The sequence below is a fragment of the Prosthecobacter sp. genome, assembly GCF_044378005.1.
Classification (GTDB): Bacteria; Verrucomicrobiota; Verrucomicrobiia; order Verrucomicrobiales; family Verrucomicrobiaceae; genus Prosthecobacter.
The window spans coordinates 1-16,186 of sequence record NZ_JBILYB010000134.1 but is presented as its reverse complement, the minus strand read 5'-3'; the positions used below and the strand labels follow the sequence as shown (position 1 = coordinate 16,186).

At 58.4% G+C, this 16,186-nt stretch carries 15 protein-coding genes and 1 pseudogene; 4 read left to right on the top strand and 12 right to left on the bottom strand.

Going from position 1 to position 16,186, the window contains the following annotated elements:
• Positions 1 to 197 precede the first annotated feature (197 nt).
• From AC6FTP_RS20540 to AC6FTP_RS20525, 4 genes are read left to right on the top strand one after another with little or no spacing between them, the layout of a single operon-like run.
• Positions 198 to 806, top strand: coding sequence for an AAA family ATPase (locus tag AC6FTP_RS20540; protein WP_497208778.1), 609 nt, complete (start codon positions 198 to 200; stop codon positions 804 to 806).
• Entirely contained in the window at positions 803 to 1,288 is a 486-nt protein-coding gene (locus AC6FTP_RS20535) for a DUF6908 domain-containing protein (protein WP_497208777.1), read from the top strand. The genes AC6FTP_RS20540 and AC6FTP_RS20535 overlap by 4 nt, the downstream gene beginning before the upstream one ends.
• Positions 1,289 to 1,306: 18 nt before the next feature.
• Complete coding sequence (locus AC6FTP_RS20530) at positions 1,307 to 1,657, top strand: hypothetical protein (RefSeq protein WP_497208776.1); 351 nt, start codon at positions 1,307 to 1,309, stop codon at positions 1,655 to 1,657.
• Positions 1,658 to 1,716: 59 nt separating this feature from the next.
• A complete protein-coding gene (locus AC6FTP_RS20525; RefSeq protein WP_497208775.1) occupies positions 1,717 to 2,337 on the top strand; it encodes an ATP-binding protein in 621 nt (206 codons plus the stop codon).
• Between the two features lie 107 nt (positions 2,338 to 2,444).
• Here the strand turns inward: AC6FTP_RS20525 and AC6FTP_RS20520 are convergent, their stop codons facing one another.
• The 12 genes and pseudogenes from AC6FTP_RS20520 to AC6FTP_RS20465 form a co-directional block, all read right to left on the bottom strand.
• Complete coding sequence (locus AC6FTP_RS20520) at positions 2,445 to 4,235, bottom strand: hypothetical protein (RefSeq protein ID WP_497208774.1); 1,791 nt, start codon at positions 4,233 to 4,235, stop codon at positions 2,445 to 2,447.
• 41 nt (positions 4,236 to 4,276) lie between these two features.
• Positions 4,277 to 4,987, bottom strand: a complete 711-nt coding sequence (locus AC6FTP_RS20515) for an HAD family hydrolase (protein WP_497208773.1) — start codon at positions 4,985 to 4,987, stop codon at positions 4,277 to 4,279.
• Positions 4,984 to 6,348: a hypothetical protein gene (locus AC6FTP_RS20510; RefSeq protein ID WP_497208772.1), complete on the bottom strand. Its 1,365-nt coding sequence runs from the start codon at positions 6,346 to 6,348 to the stop codon at positions 4,984 to 4,986. Before AC6FTP_RS20510 ends, AC6FTP_RS20515 begins: the two co-directional genes overlap by 4 nt.
• The gene (locus AC6FTP_RS20505; RefSeq protein WP_497208771.1) at positions 6,345 to 10,022 is read right to left on the bottom strand and encodes an NACHT domain-containing protein; all 3,678 of its coding nucleotides are present in this window, start codon (positions 10,020 to 10,022) and stop codon (positions 6,345 to 6,347) included. Before AC6FTP_RS20505 ends, AC6FTP_RS20510 begins: the two co-directional genes overlap by 4 nt.
• Before the next feature lie 27 nt (positions 10,023 to 10,049).
• A complete protein-coding gene (locus tag AC6FTP_RS20500; protein WP_497208770.1) occupies positions 10,050 to 10,631 on the bottom strand; it encodes a hypothetical protein in 582 nt (193 codons plus the stop codon).
• Between the two features lie 14 nt (positions 10,632 to 10,645).
• Positions 10,646 to 11,182: an RNA polymerase sigma factor gene (locus tag AC6FTP_RS20495; protein WP_497208769.1), complete on the bottom strand. Its 537-nt coding sequence runs from the start codon at positions 11,180 to 11,182 to the stop codon at positions 10,646 to 10,648.
• Positions 11,183 to 11,348: 166 nt separating this feature from the next.
• Positions 11,349 to 12,158 (bottom strand): hypothetical protein, encoded by an 810-nt coding sequence (locus AC6FTP_RS20490; RefSeq protein WP_497208768.1) that lies wholly within the window; start codon positions 12,156 to 12,158, stop codon positions 11,349 to 11,351.
• A gap of 597 nt (positions 12,159 to 12,755) precedes the next feature.
• Complete coding sequence (locus AC6FTP_RS20485) at positions 12,756 to 13,367, bottom strand: hypothetical protein (protein ID WP_497208767.1); 612 nt, start codon at positions 13,365 to 13,367, stop codon at positions 12,756 to 12,758.
• 62 nt (positions 13,368 to 13,429) lie between these two features.
• Complete coding sequence (locus tag AC6FTP_RS20480; protein ID WP_497208766.1) at positions 13,430 to 13,651, bottom strand: hypothetical protein; 222 nt, start codon at positions 13,649 to 13,651, stop codon at positions 13,430 to 13,432.
• 358 nt (positions 13,652 to 14,009) lie between these two features.
• Complete coding sequence (locus AC6FTP_RS20475) at positions 14,010 to 14,849, bottom strand: 3'-5' exonuclease family protein (protein WP_497208765.1); 840 nt, start codon at positions 14,847 to 14,849, stop codon at positions 14,010 to 14,012.
• Between the two features lie 548 nt (positions 14,850 to 15,397).
• The gene (locus tag AC6FTP_RS20470; protein WP_497208764.1) at positions 15,398 to 15,847 is read right to left on the bottom strand and encodes a hypothetical protein; all 450 of its coding nucleotides are present in this window, start codon (positions 15,845 to 15,847) and stop codon (positions 15,398 to 15,400) included.
• Positions 15,848 to 15,878: 31 nt separating this feature from the next.
• Positions 15,879 to 16,186 (bottom strand): annotated as a pseudogene (locus AC6FTP_RS20465) (hypothetical protein); the annotation flags it as partial.

Below are 16,186 nucleotides of genomic sequence, written 5' to 3'. Positions count from 1 at the left end.
ACTCACCATCACCAAGTATGGCACGCGGTATTGGGCCGTGTGGATCGACGGGCAGTTGCTCGCCGTTACCCTATACAAGAAGGGCGCAAGGTCGGTGGCCTCCGCGATTACGACGCTCTCCACGACTCATGGAAAGGAGGTCCATCATGGCATCCAAGCCGCGTGAACGTGTTCTCAAACAAGCTCCGTCCTCGCCGATGAACTGGCGACCGCGCACAGCGGAGGACTTGATCGGCCAAGCCAAACGTGTGGCGATGGCGCAGGCGACCAAGGCGAAGCGCCTCTCTCGTGATCCATCTGCCACCATGAAGCTCCTGCTCTATGGTCCGCCGGGCGTGGGCAAGACCAGCGTCGTCGAGTTGGTGGCGCTTCAACTGGCCGGCACGCCGCTCTCCATTGAGGACTACAACGGGCGCGAGGTCACGGTGGACCTCGTGCGCGAGTGGATGCGGCAGCTTGCCTATGGCAGTCTGTTCAGTTCATGGTCGGTCAAGATCGTCAATGAACTCGATCGCTGCTCACGTGAAGCGCAGGACCTCCTGCTCACCTACCTCGACCGATTGCCACCGGGCCGGGCTTTCCTTGGCACGAGCAACCTGCAGCTCGATCTGCTGACGGAGCGGTTCCAGACACGGTTCCAAGCCATCAAGCTGCTTCCGCCCACCACGGAGGAACTGGCGGCGTTCCTGAGCTCTCATTGGGCAGTGCCATCCGTCACCGCCACACAGATCGCCGTGGGCAGCGGCGGTTGCGTGCGAGCCGCCCTCGCCGACCTCGAATCTTATCTCGACCACCAACCCTCATGAAACACGTCCAACAAATGATTGATCAACACAGTGGCTTTGAAGCCGTGAGAACCAGCTACCTCCGTCTTGAGAGTCCGCCGTTCATGCGGCTTGTGATCGAGGTGATCGGCGGCCCGTATCCCAACGACGCGTATGAAGTGAGTGTGGCTCACTACGCCGAACAGAACGGCGATGCCATGCGCGACCCCGAGATCACGTTCCTCGTAGTGCCTGCGGCAGAGGGCACGACATGGACACCGCTCACGTTCGAGAACAGTTATCTCGGAGCCTACCAAGTGGTGGCGGAGGTGAACAGCGAAGGCTTGATCAAAGTGAAGCACTCGCAGGCCATGAATGATCTGCGTGACTTCGCCAATCAGTGGGACCACAACCTCAAGCAGCAAGGGTTCATGGCGGTGTTCCAGCGCCAATATGGCGATCAAAACGGTGCGACACACGCGACCACGGTGACGAGGCAAGGAGACGGCCCGCAAGGGCAATGAACCTGAACCCTCCTACCCATGAGCATGAAAGACATGATCGAACAACTGCGCCATCGCCTTGCCAGCAACGACCGCTGGGCATTGCGCGCGCTGATACGCATTTACCAGAACCAGACCGCCGACGAGCAGTGCCGCGAGGCCACCATCGAGCGCAACGGCATTGGATTCACCGGACCTGATGCAGAAATCCTCACCAGCTTCGCCCGCCAGTATCAGCGACGCGGTGGCCTGAGTGAACGGCAGATGATCATCCTGCGCCGACGCATCCCCGCCTATGCACGCCAGATCGTGCAGGGCAGCGACACCACGCGCCTTGAGGCGGCTTTTTCCAGCACTGTAACTACGCAATCTGCGGAGCTTGATGCTTGAACCCAAACACTCCACCACCATGCCCACACGAACCGACCCTGAAATCGAACTGCCACCCGATGCCGCCACTGCTGACGATCATCGCAACCCGCGCCGCCGAAGACGTGATGAAGAGGAACCGCTCCCTGATGTGGGGGTCACTCGTGCAGCCGGAGCCCCGCCACGACCTCGACAAGATGATCCTGCATCCTGAGGTGAAGACGGACATCCACGCTGGCCTGCGAGCACTGGAGATCCGCGCTGACCTGGACCGCATCTGGAACTTGAGCAGCATCCAGTCGCAGCAGGGCCGCTGCATCCTCAACTTCTACGGCCCGCCCGGCACCGGCAAGACGCGTGCTGCCCTTGGCATAGCGCTGCGCCTCAGCAAGCCGCTCTACCAAGTGGATTACAGCGCGGTCATATCAAAATACCTTGGCGACACCGCCAAGCACATCAAAGCCGCCTTTGCCGCCGCCCGTGATCACGACGCTGTGCTGTTCTTCGATGAAGCTGACAGCCTTCTTTCCAAACGCGTATCAACCGGTGAATCCTGTTCCACCAGCATCAACCAGAACCGCAACTGCCTGATGCAGGAACTCGACCGCTTCGACGGCGTGGTAATCGTAACCACCAACCTGTTTGAAAACTACGACCCCGCGCTGCTGCGCCGCATCAGGTTTCATCCTTCACCAGGATGATTTGTGCTTTGAATCAAAGAAGCCACTTCCCTGTGCAAACGCGACTCACCCAGCGCTCATCAAGGCCGATCATCTCTCAGATGGTTGCCTTTACAGTTCCAGTTGTCTCATTTCTTCAGAAGACCGGCAGCTTTGGATTGAATATCTGAGTCGCTGGTCGATTGCGAAAGGTTGAGTAGTGAAGCCTGGGCCAAGGGTATAAGTTCGTCACGTGAGGCGATGGCATCCATTGCGGCAATTTGGTGATTCTTCGGCTGGTCGGGTAACAAACCAGCCAAGATAACATCTTGCTCACCCGCTACCAACGACCCTGTAAGGGTAGCCAGATAGTCGAGCGCTGCATTTCGGACATTTGTGTCAGTGCTTTTCTGTCCGGCTAGTTCCACAGCAGCGGCTCGAATGGTAGCGGTGGACGCACGAGCGTTTGCCAAGACACGCAAGGCGAGCTCTTGTTCACTCGAACCTCCACTGAGCCACGCTTCTAATCGCGATGTGAGTTGGGCTTGTAATGATGCATCGAATTCAGAGAGCCTGCCCAAATTCAGAAGGGCAGTGTCATTGATCACATAGTCATCGGGGCGAGATTTGTCGGGCTGACTGGCTAGTTGCCAAAGCGCCTTAACCATGTCTGGCGAAGGTTCCCGTGTACTGCCAGATTCGACCATCACTTGTGACAAAACATCGTCTGAGATTGTTCCCCGCATTGTCAGCAATCGAGTCAGTTGAGTAGTGGCATTGGCGGAGCCTAGGGCGCGGATCAGCAGCCCCGACTCATCCGTGTCGGAGGTCGCCACCACTGCATTCATCACATCCGACGCCCCTTTAGTGCCATGTACGCGAATCCAGCTCGCCAACTCCTGAGCTGCGCTCGCTCTGCTGGCCATCGATCCGCTTTGGATCGCCGCACGGAGATTGCTAAGAAGTGTGGTCAGTGGCAGCGCTACGTAGCGTGCGCGCTCACGATCTAAACTCGCGGCTTCGATGTAGGAGTGACTTTGGGCGTTGGCTTGCGTTGGATAGCTTTGGTGTAAGGCGTCAGTGCGCATAGCAAACGAAGTGAACCGCGATGACGGCGTTGCTGAGTGCGTATTGCGCAAGCATACCAGCCTTGCCGAAACAAAGGATGCCACGTTGCCACTGTCGAATGGTTGAGAAAGCACCTCTTCACCGACTAAGCTCTGCACCCAACCCTCCGTCGCGAGTTGGGCGGTGAAAAGCGACGTGAGTACTTTCGCACCAACGTTGGCGGGGGTATCGAGCAAACGTCTGGCCTTGGTGATGGATGTGGCGCTTGGTCGATAATAGGCACTGATGTAGGTGCGCTCTGAGTCAGGGTTTAGCTCTTGCTCTTCGTATGCGATTGCCGGGTGCAATACCATCTCCCAGGCGTAGGCGATGCGCAGCCACCGCCGATCTTGATCGGCCACCTCAGGTGCAAAACCAATTCTCTTTACCTTCCCCTGTGGAGACATGGAGACGAGGGCGGGGCTGCGGTTAAACATATCCGCCAACAAACGCTGCGGCCTCCCATCGACGAGCACTGATGCACTCGACACGACACATCCCAGGAGCACCTCATCAGGGAGCACGTCCAAGACTCGCAGGTGATACACTCCTTTGATCATCAGCCCGCGCGCAGGCTCATCCTTCCATGCCCCCAAAATCATTCGCGCTGTGAGATCGTAGTCGGTCTCCTGGCCGACATGCCACCGGTAACCCTCCGTGGTCGCGGTCGCTGGGGCGGAGATGATTGGTGTGGGAACTTGTCGTGCTGGGGGCGACAAGGGCGGCGTAGGTTTCCGCTGCGAAGTGGTGGAATTTGTCCACAGGCAAACACCAAGGGTGCCCGCGATGAGGATTACGACGAAGATGGTGCGATTGATGTGACAAGGTTTCATGATGGGGGAGAGTTGGGTTCTCCCTCACCGACGTGCGTCACTCAGTTTCGTGACAAGAAATCCATCGCTTCTAGCAATCCATGTGTGGATGAGCGAGCAGCGGTGAATTGGCACACTGCTTTGACAGCTGAAGATGCGTTGGCGGGACACATCGGCACGCCCACGCGCCGTAGCATGGGAAGGTCGTTTCCCGCGTCACCAAAGCCTCCTGCTTTGGTCAAATCCCATCCCATACGATCCGAAACTGCGGCGATCGCACTCCCCTTGTCGATGCTTTTGGGAGTTATATCCACAGCGGCGGCAGACAAGGTGATTTGTACCTCGGCACACAAGGAATCGCAGATTTCACGCGCAATCTCTCCCAGCTCGGACACCGTGAGTTTCCCTGTGACGGGATAGACCGACAGGCATGCTAGCTTCCCAAGTTCGGGGTAGCAAAGATGGCGAGGCATGCGGGCCAGGATCTCAGTCATGGGCGGAGGCTCGCATAGCAACTCGACGCGATCCTCCGCCGGGTGATAAAGCACGGGGCCGCCTTCACAGATCATCGGCCATGAGGCGCTCTCCAGCCCCACTGCTTGCAGCAGAGCTTCACAGTAGGGCATGGAGCGACCTGTGCAGAGCACCAGTCGAAAGCCGGGGTCTATGACCATTCGTTCCCGCAACAATATCAAAGCCTCCAAGTCATAGGACAGCCCTTTGCCCGGGGTGAGGCAGCCTTCGTTGTCGGTAAAAAGTATGCGACCGCTCATAGTTGCTCTTGATCGAAGTGCATCCGTTGCAGCCACTCCATTCCGCGCAACCAAGCGACGGCTCCTGTTTGCACCCAGTCCTTGGGTTCAAAGCTGCGCCTGATAAGTTGACCTTCGCTGGCGGCCGCGCCAAAGCTGGTGTCAGGGCGCTCATCGCCGTGCTCAATCATAAGGTTTTCCCAGTTAGCTTCCATTCGCGCGCGTAGCTCATCAGTCACCAGTGGATTGCGCACCTCATTGATGACGCAAATCTCTGGGCGGAGGTTGGTCAAGTCGATGGCGAGGCCTGTTTGCGCGATGGTCACTTGCTTGCGGCCTTCGTCGGCGATGTAGAGCTTCTTGGCAATGCCAGCCTCCACGTGGTGCTTGATGGCTGCGCGGGTGCGTTGTTCCTCGGCTTCCTGGTCATTGAAGAGTTCTTCGAGGTACTCCTTGTGCACGATCATTAGGAGATCGTCGGCATCCAAGTGCCCTGGCTCCAGACATGCCACCATGCCAGCGGGCACAACGTGATAGATATCAGTGAGCACGGCGACATTGCTGCCGCGTTTGACCCAGATCGCGCGCACTTGCGGAGGAGACTCCTGCACATCGAACACGGTCAAGCACGCCATGCCGAGGCCTGCAGCGCGACTGCGGGGACGTAGCAGCGCATTCGCCAACCCGCCCTCTCGCTCATGCAGATCGCGCCGCCACGGCAGGCAATCCAAAGCCTCGGCGACTTCACAATTCCGCAGTTCCTCCTCACTCATGAGCGAGGCGAGGATGTAAGCCTCGGTGGTGAGACAGTCGCAGGTGTCCACCACCTGCCCGTAGTTGGCGGTCGCTAGATCGAGTTCCAAATGTCCATCGACCAAGCCCACGGACTTCATGGCAAAGACCTCGCCACCGCGAATGCTTCCATAGAACTCGGTGACCTTCTTGGGCACGAACGGCCCCTGAATGTCGTACACACGGCGATGCTCGATGAGATTGACCGCTTCCACGGGGCTGCGTGGCCCAGGCGCGCCAAGCACACCGCTGAGCACGAAGTTCATTCCTGCGGGTAGCTCCACATGGCATGCAGCAAAACGATCTGAACGCGCCAGCCGCAAACTACCGCCTGACACCTCGATATCACTACCGAACGCCGGCTCATAGATGCGACCGAGCAACTCATAGAGTCCAACATTGGCGCGCCCGAGCGCGAGCTGGCGTTTGTAGGTGGATACGAGTCCACGCCGATTGACCTCGGGCTGGCGTTGGTCTGCGAGAACGAGTTCCAGCAGAGTGTCCAAGTCAGGCTGGCAAGGCAGAGGGGCTTGGTTCCATTCGTTGCCAAGCTGCCAAAGACGCTGACGGTAAGTTTCGGTGAAGTTCATAGTGTGTTTTCTGCTTGCGTGGGTTCAGGGGTGGGCTGTTGGGAAAATGTGCCAAGCCGCAAGAGGGATTGAAGTGCCACTTGCTTCTCATGGAGGGGATGACTGGTTTTCAAAAAGGCGAGGAGCTGTAGGCGGAATCGTCCGCGCTCTTTGTGAAAGGCGGGGTCTTGGAGCAAGAAGTGGTCAATCTTTCGGATGAGTGTGCGCAGATCCATCGGGTTCAGATGAGGGGTTCGCTCGCGCCGTCGTTCCTCATTGCCGTGCATCCATTGATCCAGCAGGTCGAGAATCTTGTTCGCATCACGGGGATAGGCCGCGTTGATCAGCTGTAGCCATGCGGCTTCATAGAGCAGGGCTCTTGACTGCACTGCTCGGTTGACTGCCTTGGGGTCGTCCTCTGGCAATCCTACGCGAATGATGGGCTGCGCATCAGGCAAACAGTCGGGGTAGTACCCATCGAACGTGCATTGCGAGGGGTTTGGTGCGGCGACCGGTGGTTCTGATATACGTTCGCTCAATGCGATGCACAGCTTATGGACCTCGAAAGCTTGCTGCTGATCTTCCAAGCTTAACGTCTTTGATGGCAATGCCAAAGCACAGCCCCGGATCGTTGTGAGCATCGCTTCGATGGATGTGTTGCTTTGACCCGCATAGTTCAGTTTTTGCAGGGTGCTGAGGGCAACGAGCAGAAGCGCCCATGGTGGACAATTCACGTCCGCATGTTCCCATAGTTGTTTCGTGAAATCTTCGACCATTAGGCGCATGGATCGCAAGCCCATCGCCTGCGTCAGCATGAGCGCACGCTCCATTCTGGATCTGTCGTCGGAGCGCAATGCAGCGTGGATCTCGTCCTGGACAGGCTTCAAGTCCGCGATTGAAAGACATTGTCGCAGAGCGCGCGCCGCAACCTGTGCATAGGAAGTGCTAGGGATCGTCCATGCCAACTGGCGAAGACGTTGATTGCACGTGGCCGACCCCAGGCGCGCGGCGAAGGAGATTGCGCCCACCAGTATCTCTGGCCGCGTGGTGGGCGACAGCAATGCATCGATCTCTGGCGGCATGGTGTTGGCCATCCGCCCCAAATGGGCCAGGGCCGCGCTGCGCTGTGGGTCGTGGTTGGCGTGAAAGGCGAGCTTGAGAAGCAACGCCTCGGAGGCGGAACAGTGCAGCCGGGCCAACAGTTGGATCTTAGTCGATGGGCTCCAGCGTTGTTGCTCGATGAGCGCCACGAGTTCTTCGCCCACCGCTCCCTGCGAGTAAGGGGTGGGCAGGCATTCAAAGATGATCTGCCGCTTCCATGGCTCCTGGGTCACGGAGTGGACCAGTTGAATCCATTCTACGCAGGTGCGCTCAGCAGCCTTGGTTAGCTTGCCATCATCCACATTCAGCGCGTGCAGACGTAGCAGCCACCACAGCCGGTGCAGGAACAAGTCGTCCTCCATAGTTTCCACCCTGCTCAGCAAGTCTTGACGGCATCGGCTCTGCATCATCAGGAACAAGTTTTCGATCACAGGCACCCAGTGCGTCTGATACCAAAACACAGACACCGTTCCTCGCGCCGAAGCGACAGTGCCAGCTGATGCCAACTGCGCCACCGCGAGGGCGTTCTGATTCAGACCCTTGGCCGCCAGATACTCGGCGAAGGAGCGATGCACGAAGGCAAAGAAATCCCTCCCCCTGTGCCTGCCAGATCGAATGACCAAGCCTGCTTGGATCAACTTCTCCAAAAGCTTGGGAGCGAAGTCTAGCGTGTGATCCTGCAACGCCCGCGACCATGCATCGCCATCGAAAACGTTTAACGCGCCTTCATTGTCCACCAGTAGCCGGAGGGAAACGTGAGCAATGATGGCCAGCAGCACATCCACAGACTCCCCAGGCCACACTGGCGATTGATGTCTCCACCGCCCCTCAAGCATCAGCCGCACAATGCGATCATGAACGTCGTTGGAACCTCGCAAGCTTGGCAAGGCCTCGTCTTGGCTCAATCGGCAAAGCATCACCAAGGGTGCCGCCGTTTGCCCCAAGCGCTGGAGCATGGCGTTGCTCGCCAGCGTGGCGCAGAGGTGTTCCAATCGGTCTGGGTTGTCGGGGATCTGCGCGGCCAGGAAACGTTTCTGTGCTGCCAATGGCAACGCTTGAATGGCCATGACGCGCCAGTCTGCGCCGCGCGCGCCGAGGCTGCGACTCGCGCCCCCTCGTTCCCAGTCCAGCGTGCGGCAGGTGACAATCAACGTGGCATCGCCGAGGCTGTCTTGGAGCGTGCCCAGCCACTTCTCGATCTCCTCCAAGTCGGAGAGCACTTCGTCCACGCCGTCGATCACGACATAGTTGGGGCGGGGTGGCCAGACGAAGAGGCCGCTGGAGGTTTGAGTGAAGGCCTTGGGCAACTGCCCCGCTAGCCACGAGCGTCCCCACAATCGACACATGGCTTCATCGGCGTTGGTTGCATGTGACGGCAAGTCCTTGGCTGCGATCCACAGGGGCCGTAGGCTTGATGCGGGCGCGGCGGCGAGCTGTTGGATGGTGGCCTTGGTGGCAAAGGTTTTTCCTGAGCCAGGTGGTCCCACGATCACCGTACGGGTTTGCGGCTGCTCGGTCACGTCTTCCCAGAAGACGGATGCGACGAAGGCATTGCCAACCTCTTGCTCGCGAGTCTCGGCCTCTTCGCGGGGCATCATGTCCCACTCGCCATCCTGCTTGGGTCGGCCCTGGGCGTCATGCTCCGCCAACATTAATGGCACGAACCGCGGGGATGAGACTACGGAGGGCAGGGGTTGTTGGCACCATGCCTGTTGAAGGCGTTGTGTCGCGGCTTGATGCCAAGGCTGCAACTCCAGCAATTGCGGCAAGCTGGTCACTTGCTGCACACGTGCACTATCCACGCAGATCTCGCATGCCAACGTTTGCAGCAAGTCCCTAGCGGAGTCGGTGACCACCACTACCGATGCCATGGGCAAGTGCAGATTGGCATAAACGCCTATCGTCTTCTCCCTCAACGCTCCGACTGGACCGAGCGCGCTATCGGCAAGTACCGTGCCTAGCACAACCATCGCAGGTTGCGGTAAAGGCTCACACTTCAACAGCGCTGCCAGTCCAAGCGCGGTCGCCCCGCCAGCCGATGGGCCGGTGATCGGCGTCGTGCATGGCTGGGCATCGTGCGTTTCGATGCGCCAAAAGACGCTGCGCCCACTGCTGCTAAAGACCGCGGACCATGCATGCTGAAGAGCCGCCGTGAAGTCTTCGTTATAGAACGGCATATCCTCTCCACCCGCCAGCATCGCTTGCTCGGGATGGGGCCAGATGTTTGGCTCATTCACCGGGTGCTTGGTGGCGGTTAAATGGAGCCACCACACCTCCCCGGCATCGGTGGCGAAAGGCACACGTTGGCAGTCAGTCTCACCGAGGCGGAGTCCATGGTATTCATCGGCTAACGATTCAGCACTGGGGAGCCAGGCGCGTATCCAGGCGCGCTCTTGCTGGAGCATGCGCCGGAGCACGGAGTTTGGGTTGTCGGCCAATTGTGCGTCGATAAGAGCCAACATCTGCTCTAGCAGGGGGAGTTGATCGGACTCGCACCCCATCAAGTTCCGCCACAGCCTCATATGCACCTGGGCATGCCAGGTCATCACACCGTGTAGTCGGCGCATGATCGGCAGGAGCGACGCGAGTGACATGATGGGAGGAGCTGACGCTGCCACGGCTCAAATCAACTCGAAGGCGATATGGTTGCCGAGTTCGAGGTCAGGCGGGATCACGGTGGAGCCCGAGAGGAGGCTGTCATTAAGCCGACGCAAGGTGATGGTGGGCTCCTGCTGCGCGGGCCTGATGGCAATGGACCTGCCCTGCAGGTCCATGCACGGGGTGGAGATTTCCACCTGGATTCCGCGCTCGTTCTTCATCAGTGCCACGGCCAGCTCGCCGCCTGATGGCAAAGCATAGGTGAACTTATCGATCTCGGGTTCGTCCACATTGGGGCCAGCATGGGCGGCTTGTCGCAGCCTAATGAAGGCGATGCGCTCACCGAGTGGTGAAGCGATGGATGCCGGGCCACCGCCACGGATGACGGTGAACTGCGGCCGGCCACCGATGGCTTGACGAAGCTCGGTGACAATCTCGCGGCACTCAGCGCAGGTGGCGAGATGAGCCTCGATCGTTTCGCTTAAAGCTTGGGGAAGATCGCCAAAGGCGTGGGCCTCACGCAGTTCGGCGTCAGGACAAAGGCCGCTTTCGATCTGCACAGCGGCGAACAGGAGTTGGGATGGGGATGGAGATTGGGATGACATGGATCGTTGATTCGTTAGGCTTTAATAAAAGGGGCAAGGTGCACTCTGAGTTCTTGGAGTGCACGGGAGAGAATCTTTCGGCTGTTGCCTTCGGAGATGCCGATAATCTTCGCGATCTCACTGTGAGGGAGATCTTGGAAATAAGCCAGCTCGACAACATTTCGAGGTTTGGCTTCCAACTGCTGGATGGCTCTCCTGACAATGTTCTGATGATCTCCCCGGTTAGCGATTTCGACAGGGGTGATGTCCGTGGTGAGTTGCGTTGGAGCTTTGAGTGATTGGTCGGGCGAACTCGTTTCGTCCAAGTCTGCGAGGGAGACTTGGCGAATCTTCTTTTGCCGCCTCAGAGCATCCAGGCACTTGTTCCTGATCGCCGTGTAGAAGTAGCGTCTCACGTCTTCAATGGCCCCCATGCGGCGTGCGACTGCCACATATGCTTGTTGGACAATGTCTTCAGCATCAGTTGCTCTACCTAAGGTGGAGGAGGCAAAATTCACGAACAAACTACGGTTTTGCTCATAGACAGCGACAAGTTCTGGATGGTCAATCATGGAGATGCGGAGTGATGAGGTGAACTGAAGTGGGAAGGGTCCATGGTGCTTGAGACGAGATAGCGGAACGCGCGTGACAAGTCTTTTGAAAAACCCCAAACCCCGCGCCCCGAGAAGAACTCTCAAAGCGCGGGGCATCTTAGCATGGAGGTATTCAGGGCTCCACTCAGTTCAGGCGAAAGGTGCCGCCCGCGAGCCGGGACGACTCGGCACCGCGGTTGATGTCCACGAGGGTCTTCGTCTTCTTGAAGCCAAGAACCCGCGCCCAAACCTTGACCGAGCCCTGGGTCGAGGCGCGATCAAAGGAGACGCTCCAGACACCGTCCGCTTGGGTGCGGCCACTGCCGGTGCGCGGTGTCAGAGTCAGGTTGCCCATGATCGCGTAGCCAGAGAGGTTGATGCTGCCATCAATGCCTCCGCCGATGACCCAGAGGTCCGCGCGAGCGGCGCCTTGGCCACTGACATCCGCCGCAGGACCGCAACGCGCTGTCACCACGGGCGGATGGTTCGGATGCCAAGCACAGTTCAGCGAGCCGATAGCATATACTTGCACAGTGGCTTGGCCAGAGGCGGACACGGAGACGGGACCGAAGTCAAAGCCGGCACGTCCGCCGACTTGCACGACGGTGTGTTTTGGAGTGCTGAAGTCCACGGTGTTGCGGAAGCGATGGTCGAGGGAGACCAAGGTCTTGCCGCCCGCTTTGAGAAAACCTTTGACGTAGTTGTCATTGGTCTTCTGGACGAGGAGGCTGAGCTGCCCCTCTGCCAAGGGGATGTCTTTTTTGAAAACCTTCCCATCGGCACGACCTTGCGCGTTGAGCGTGTAAGTCGTGTTGGTGAGGCTCTGGGTCGTGTTGCCCTGCAGTGTGGCCCCAAACCAATCGTTTCCGAGCTGGTAGGTGGCGGCTGAGGCGCAGGAGGCGGAAAACAAGCCTGTCGCCAGGATTGTGCCGCGGATAGTTTCTTTGAGTGTCATTGTTTTTATGGGTTGAGTTTGAGACGGCGAGTCCTGCCTTCTTGGGTTCAGCAGAAGTCTCTCCACGTGAACTGACGAGCTCGATGCATGGACGTGACAAAAAATGAAAAAACGTTAACTCACAGTTGGTAGCATCGTTACATGTAGTCCCTGAGTCGTGTTTGATTCCTTTGTCTGACCGGTCGTGCAGTCCTGTTCCAGGAAATCTCTTTCCGTGATCGACCGAGTCCTTGGGTTGGCACACCACCACGCAAATTCCATGAGAACGCAAATTTGTGCTTTCCACTTTTTTCGAGTTCCAGGCCGTCATGAAGCCTTCCCACGTTCAAGCAGGCAGGCGCACACTCACCCCTCCAACGGCTTGCACCAGCACGTAAATGCTTACCAAACGGGCACCCAGCGCTGGCTTGAGGTGGGACATTGCCTCTGATTTTCCAGCCCTTCCCTACTTCATCTCACCGTCAGGTTGCAGGCCGCTGCGGAGGGCCATGAGGCCTGCTAAACTCTCATGAGCAAGGCTATTGCGCAGGCATGATGATCGGCCGTGATAAGCGACGGTGTAGACGTGCGGAGGCGGCAGCGGAAGGTTCCCAAGTGTCATGGTTGTGCATCATTGTTGTGCAACAAGGTTGGAAGGGCTCGATACGGGTGTTTTCTTTTGGCCGAGGCGTCCTCGCCGCCGAGGCATTGCAGCGCATCTGAGAACATCTCCAGCCAGCCGTCTTCGCCCCCCTGATCGAACAATTTGATCCATTGAGCCAGTTCCTCAGCCGCCATACGCAGTTGGAGGCAACCTTCGTCGGTGCGCTTGCTGCGTCCTTCGGCTTCAGCGGCAGCCTCCCGTGACTGCAACTCCGTCCTCAAGCTATGCTGGATGGATTCAAGGTGAGATCGAAGCAGCGAGGTCGCTTTCCCCATGATCTGGTGCCTGACCTCCGCGTGGGCTTGGCGCAGCAGCGCGTAGCGTTTGGTGGTGAGGCGTTCATCAGCGAGCACAGCCAGTCGTTGCTCGTTCTCCGGGAAGGGATCAGCCGTGAAGGCCCCGTATGCGGCCTTTTGATCGAGCAGGACACGCTCCGGTCGCAACTGCTCCATCCGTTCCGAATGCCGCTCCCAGTTGTCTTGCAGGGATTTGAGGGCGAGGACCTGGGCCTTGCCGAGGGCGGGCAGTTTCAGGGATTGGACCAGGAGGTTGAGCGAGGGCGGCATGGTGTGTGTGACTTGTCGATGGTGTGAAGCGATGTGTGCTGCCGTTGTGGCGCAAAGATGGATCACAGCAATGGGTGCGCAGCCTTGGTTGCGACAGCCAGGGAAGGGGTTGCTTTATCGGCGAAGAACAGGGGCAGCAGTTTACCGCCACCGATGTCCATAGCGGCATCGGCCTGCAGCTTGCCATCCTTGAGGCGCAGTAGGAGCGTCACGCGGCTGTGGCCGGTGAGTTGCGCGAGGCGGTTCAGCGAGATGTAGCAGCGTGTGGTAGCAGGGGTGCTCATGAGCGATTAACAACAGCGTTCGTGTCAACGCGTTCAACACTGCGGCAGGCTGCTGGGTCTCAGGCCCCTTTCTTGCTGATGGCGCATTATGTCGGCTGCGTTGGTGGCATGTGCCGAACTCGTCCCGGAACTCGTCCTGACGTTGTTTGTTTTTTTCATATGCGCGAACTCGTCCTGGAACTCGTCTCCCCCTATAGGGGGTGGGACGAGTTTCCCGAGTTCGCGCGCGGCGCTTTTCTTTCTCGTCCCGCGCACGAGTTTCCCGAGTTTCCCGAGTTCGCAGTCAGCGCCGTTTTGGGGACTTACGGCGCTTGGCACACACCTTGAGCGGCACCTGTTCCTTGGGGGCAGCCGACATTCAAGCGGTGAACCAGCGGGCGATTGATGAGGCGCTGAGCATGCTGCACGAGGGTAAGTGAGACCGCCCGCATTGGTCCGCAAACAGCCCTCTGGCGCGTCTGTGGCTGACGCTAAGGTGAGTGTGGCAGAATCCACTTCGAGGGCAGCCAGTGTCACGCAGACGGCCTTTAAAAACCACGCTGAAATAGCTCAGCCAGCCGTCGAGGTCGTTGCCAGGTTTGGTGCCTGCGACGAGCAAACGAGCCGCCACCAAGGTGCAGAACACGCGCGTGGCACGCAGCCCGCACTTCACGCGAAGCCAGAGCAGATCGAACTTGGCGTTGTGGGCGATGATCTCCACCGCTTCGAGCGCCGTCTTCAGCTCACCGAGGTCGTAGCCGATGGCGCGCAGATCCAAGATCCAGGGTTCCTGGCCGTCCACGCGGAGGGAGAGCAGTCGGATGTCGCCCGCCCATGGATCGAGACCGTCGCCTTTGCGCGGGCCGTAGGTTTCCAGATCAAGCACGACGTAGCGGGATTCGCGGATCGCGGCGGCGATGACGGGGAAGTCACGCGCATCGCTTATCAGCCGCTCAATCGGGTTCGGACAAGCTCGGACGTTTCGGACGGATACCGGTCCGCACCGGTCCACTAGCGGAGCCTCATGATGTTTTTCGTTTTCAAAACTTTCCGTTTTAGTTTTCTCGCGCGCGTACGCGTAAGGTACTTTGAACCCGTCCGAAACGTCCGAGATTTTGGTTTCGGTTTGATCTAGAAAACCGGTTCGGACGGCTGATTTCAACTCAGCGGGGAGGGCGGCAAGGATGTCAGCCTGCATCAAGTCGAAGCGGCGGATCATGGTGGGGAAGTCCACGGTGTGGAAAAACTCGCCATGGAGGGCGGAAGTTGGAGCCGAGGAGTGATCGGATGAAGACGGCGATCTCCGCAAACCTCGTCCGGTCGGTGAGCAACTCCGTTTTGGGCAGGATGGGCACCTTGGGCACCTTTTCCCCAGGTGTTTTACTCTCCACCGTATTTATTATTTTCGATTTTTGATTTTGATTTTAATTAATTAGGTCCCGAACTGACGGGCTAGGGAGAAGGTGCCCATCCTGCCCAAGGTGCCCATCCTGCCCAAGGTGCCCAAGGTGCCCATCCTGCCCAAGGTGCCCATCGCCAGAGGGGGGGGGTGGCAGTTGCCGGAGTGGGTGAAGGGCGCTTGAAAAGCACATGGACGAAGTCCTGATGGTGTGCGCGTTCGGTGACAAAGCTGTAGCGGTTCTGCTGGGTCTTGATGGGTGACTCGATGTTGTGCCCGTGCAGCACGACGCCGAGGTTGTTGTCGGTGTGCAGCCCCAGCACTTTGTTCAGATCGCCGAACGTCACATCGGCGGCCTTGTGATCGCGTCAGGCCTTGCACCAGGGGCGTTTGCCCTGCTCCTTGTCCTCGCCTTTGGTGGGCTGAAAGAGATGATGCACCGCCCAGTGGAACTGCTTTAAATAGAACAGCGCGGCAGTGAGTCGGTCCCATTCATTGATGTCGGCGGGGGTGTGGAAGTTGCTGCCAACAGCGGAAGCAAGAATGGAAGCAACTGGGTACTTACTTCCATTCGCCTCAATTTTGCTTCCACTCAAAATGGAAGCAGCCACTGTTTTGCTTCCATTTGCTTCCTGTCTGCTTCCAACCGGAATGGAAGCAGAGAGTGGCTTGCTTCCATTCGCCTCAACTTTGCTTCCACCTGAAATGGAAGCAGCCACTGTCTTGCTTCCATTTGCTTCCACTCCAAAGGAAGCAACGTCGCCGGTTTGCTTCCATTTGTCGCGTGCCGCTTTCTTGAAAAACGTGGAGATGTACACGGCGAACCGCTCCGCCACAGCACGAAGCGCCTCACGCGTCTGCTCGTAATGAGCGCGAATCGCTGGTCAGTGAGACTGTCCCATTCGTTGATGTCAGCGGGGATGTCGAAGCTGCTGCCATTCTTGCTGCCACTTTTGGCAGCAGGATCGTTCCAGGCGCTGCCATTTTTGGCAGCAAGCTCAGTGTTGCTGCCATTCTTGCTGCCACTTTTGGCAGCAGGATCGTTCCAGGCGCTGCCATTTTTGGCAGTAAGCTCAGTGTTGCTACCATTCTTGCTGCCACTTTTGGCAGCAGGATCATTCCCAGCGCTGCCATTTTTGGCAGCAAGAGGGTTGTTT

Bases quoted from the DNA above. Each gene is read 5' to 3' on its own strand.
- AC6FTP_RS20500 (WP_497208770.1), bottom strand. From the start codon at position 10,631: ATGTCATCCCAATCTCCATCCCCATCCCAACTCCTGTTCGCCGCTGTG.
- AC6FTP_RS20520 (WP_497208774.1), bottom strand. From the start codon at position 4,235: ATGAAACCTTGTCACATCAATCGCACCATCTTCGTCGTAATCCTCATC.
- AC6FTP_RS20485 (WP_497208767.1), bottom strand. From the start codon at position 13,367: ATGCCGCCCTCGCTCAACCTCCTGGTCCAATCCCTGAAACTGCCCGCC.
- AC6FTP_RS20510 (WP_497208772.1), bottom strand. From the start codon at position 6,348: ATGAACTTCACCGAAACTTACCGTCAGCGTCTTTGGCAGCTTGGCAAC.
- AC6FTP_RS20505 (WP_497208771.1), bottom strand. From the start codon at position 10,022: ATGTCACTCGCGTCGCTCCTGCCGATCATGCGCCGACTACACGGTGTG.
- AC6FTP_RS20535 (WP_497208777.1), top strand. From the start codon at position 803: ATGAAACACGTCCAACAAATGATTGATCAACACAGTGGCTTTGAAGCC.
- AC6FTP_RS20540 (WP_497208778.1), top strand. From the start codon at position 198: ATGAACTGGCGACCGCGCACAGCGGAGGACTTGATCGGCCAAGCCAAA.
- AC6FTP_RS20515 (WP_497208773.1), bottom strand. From the start codon at position 4,987: ATGAGCGGTCGCATACTTTTTACCGACAACGAAGGCTGCCTCACCCCG.
- AC6FTP_RS20475 (WP_497208765.1), bottom strand. From the start codon at position 14,849: ATGATCCGCCGCTTCGACTTGATGCAGGCTGACATCCTTGCCGCCCTC.
- AC6FTP_RS20480 (WP_497208766.1), bottom strand. From the start codon at position 13,651: ATGAGCACCCCTGCTACCACACGCTGCTACATCTCGCTGAACCGCCTC.
- AC6FTP_RS20490 (WP_497208768.1), bottom strand. From the start codon at position 12,158: ATGACACTCAAAGAAACTATCCGCGGCACAATCCTGGCGACAGGCTTG.
- AC6FTP_RS20495 (WP_497208769.1), bottom strand. From the start codon at position 11,182: ATGATTGACCATCCAGAACTTGTCGCTGTCTATGAGCAAAACCGTAGT.
- AC6FTP_RS20530 (WP_497208776.1), top strand. From the start codon at position 1,307: ATGAGCATGAAAGACATGATCGAACAACTGCGCCATCGCCTTGCCAGC.
- AC6FTP_RS20525 (WP_497208775.1), top strand. From the start codon at position 1,717: ATGCCGCCACTGCTGACGATCATCGCAACCCGCGCCGCCGAAGACGTG.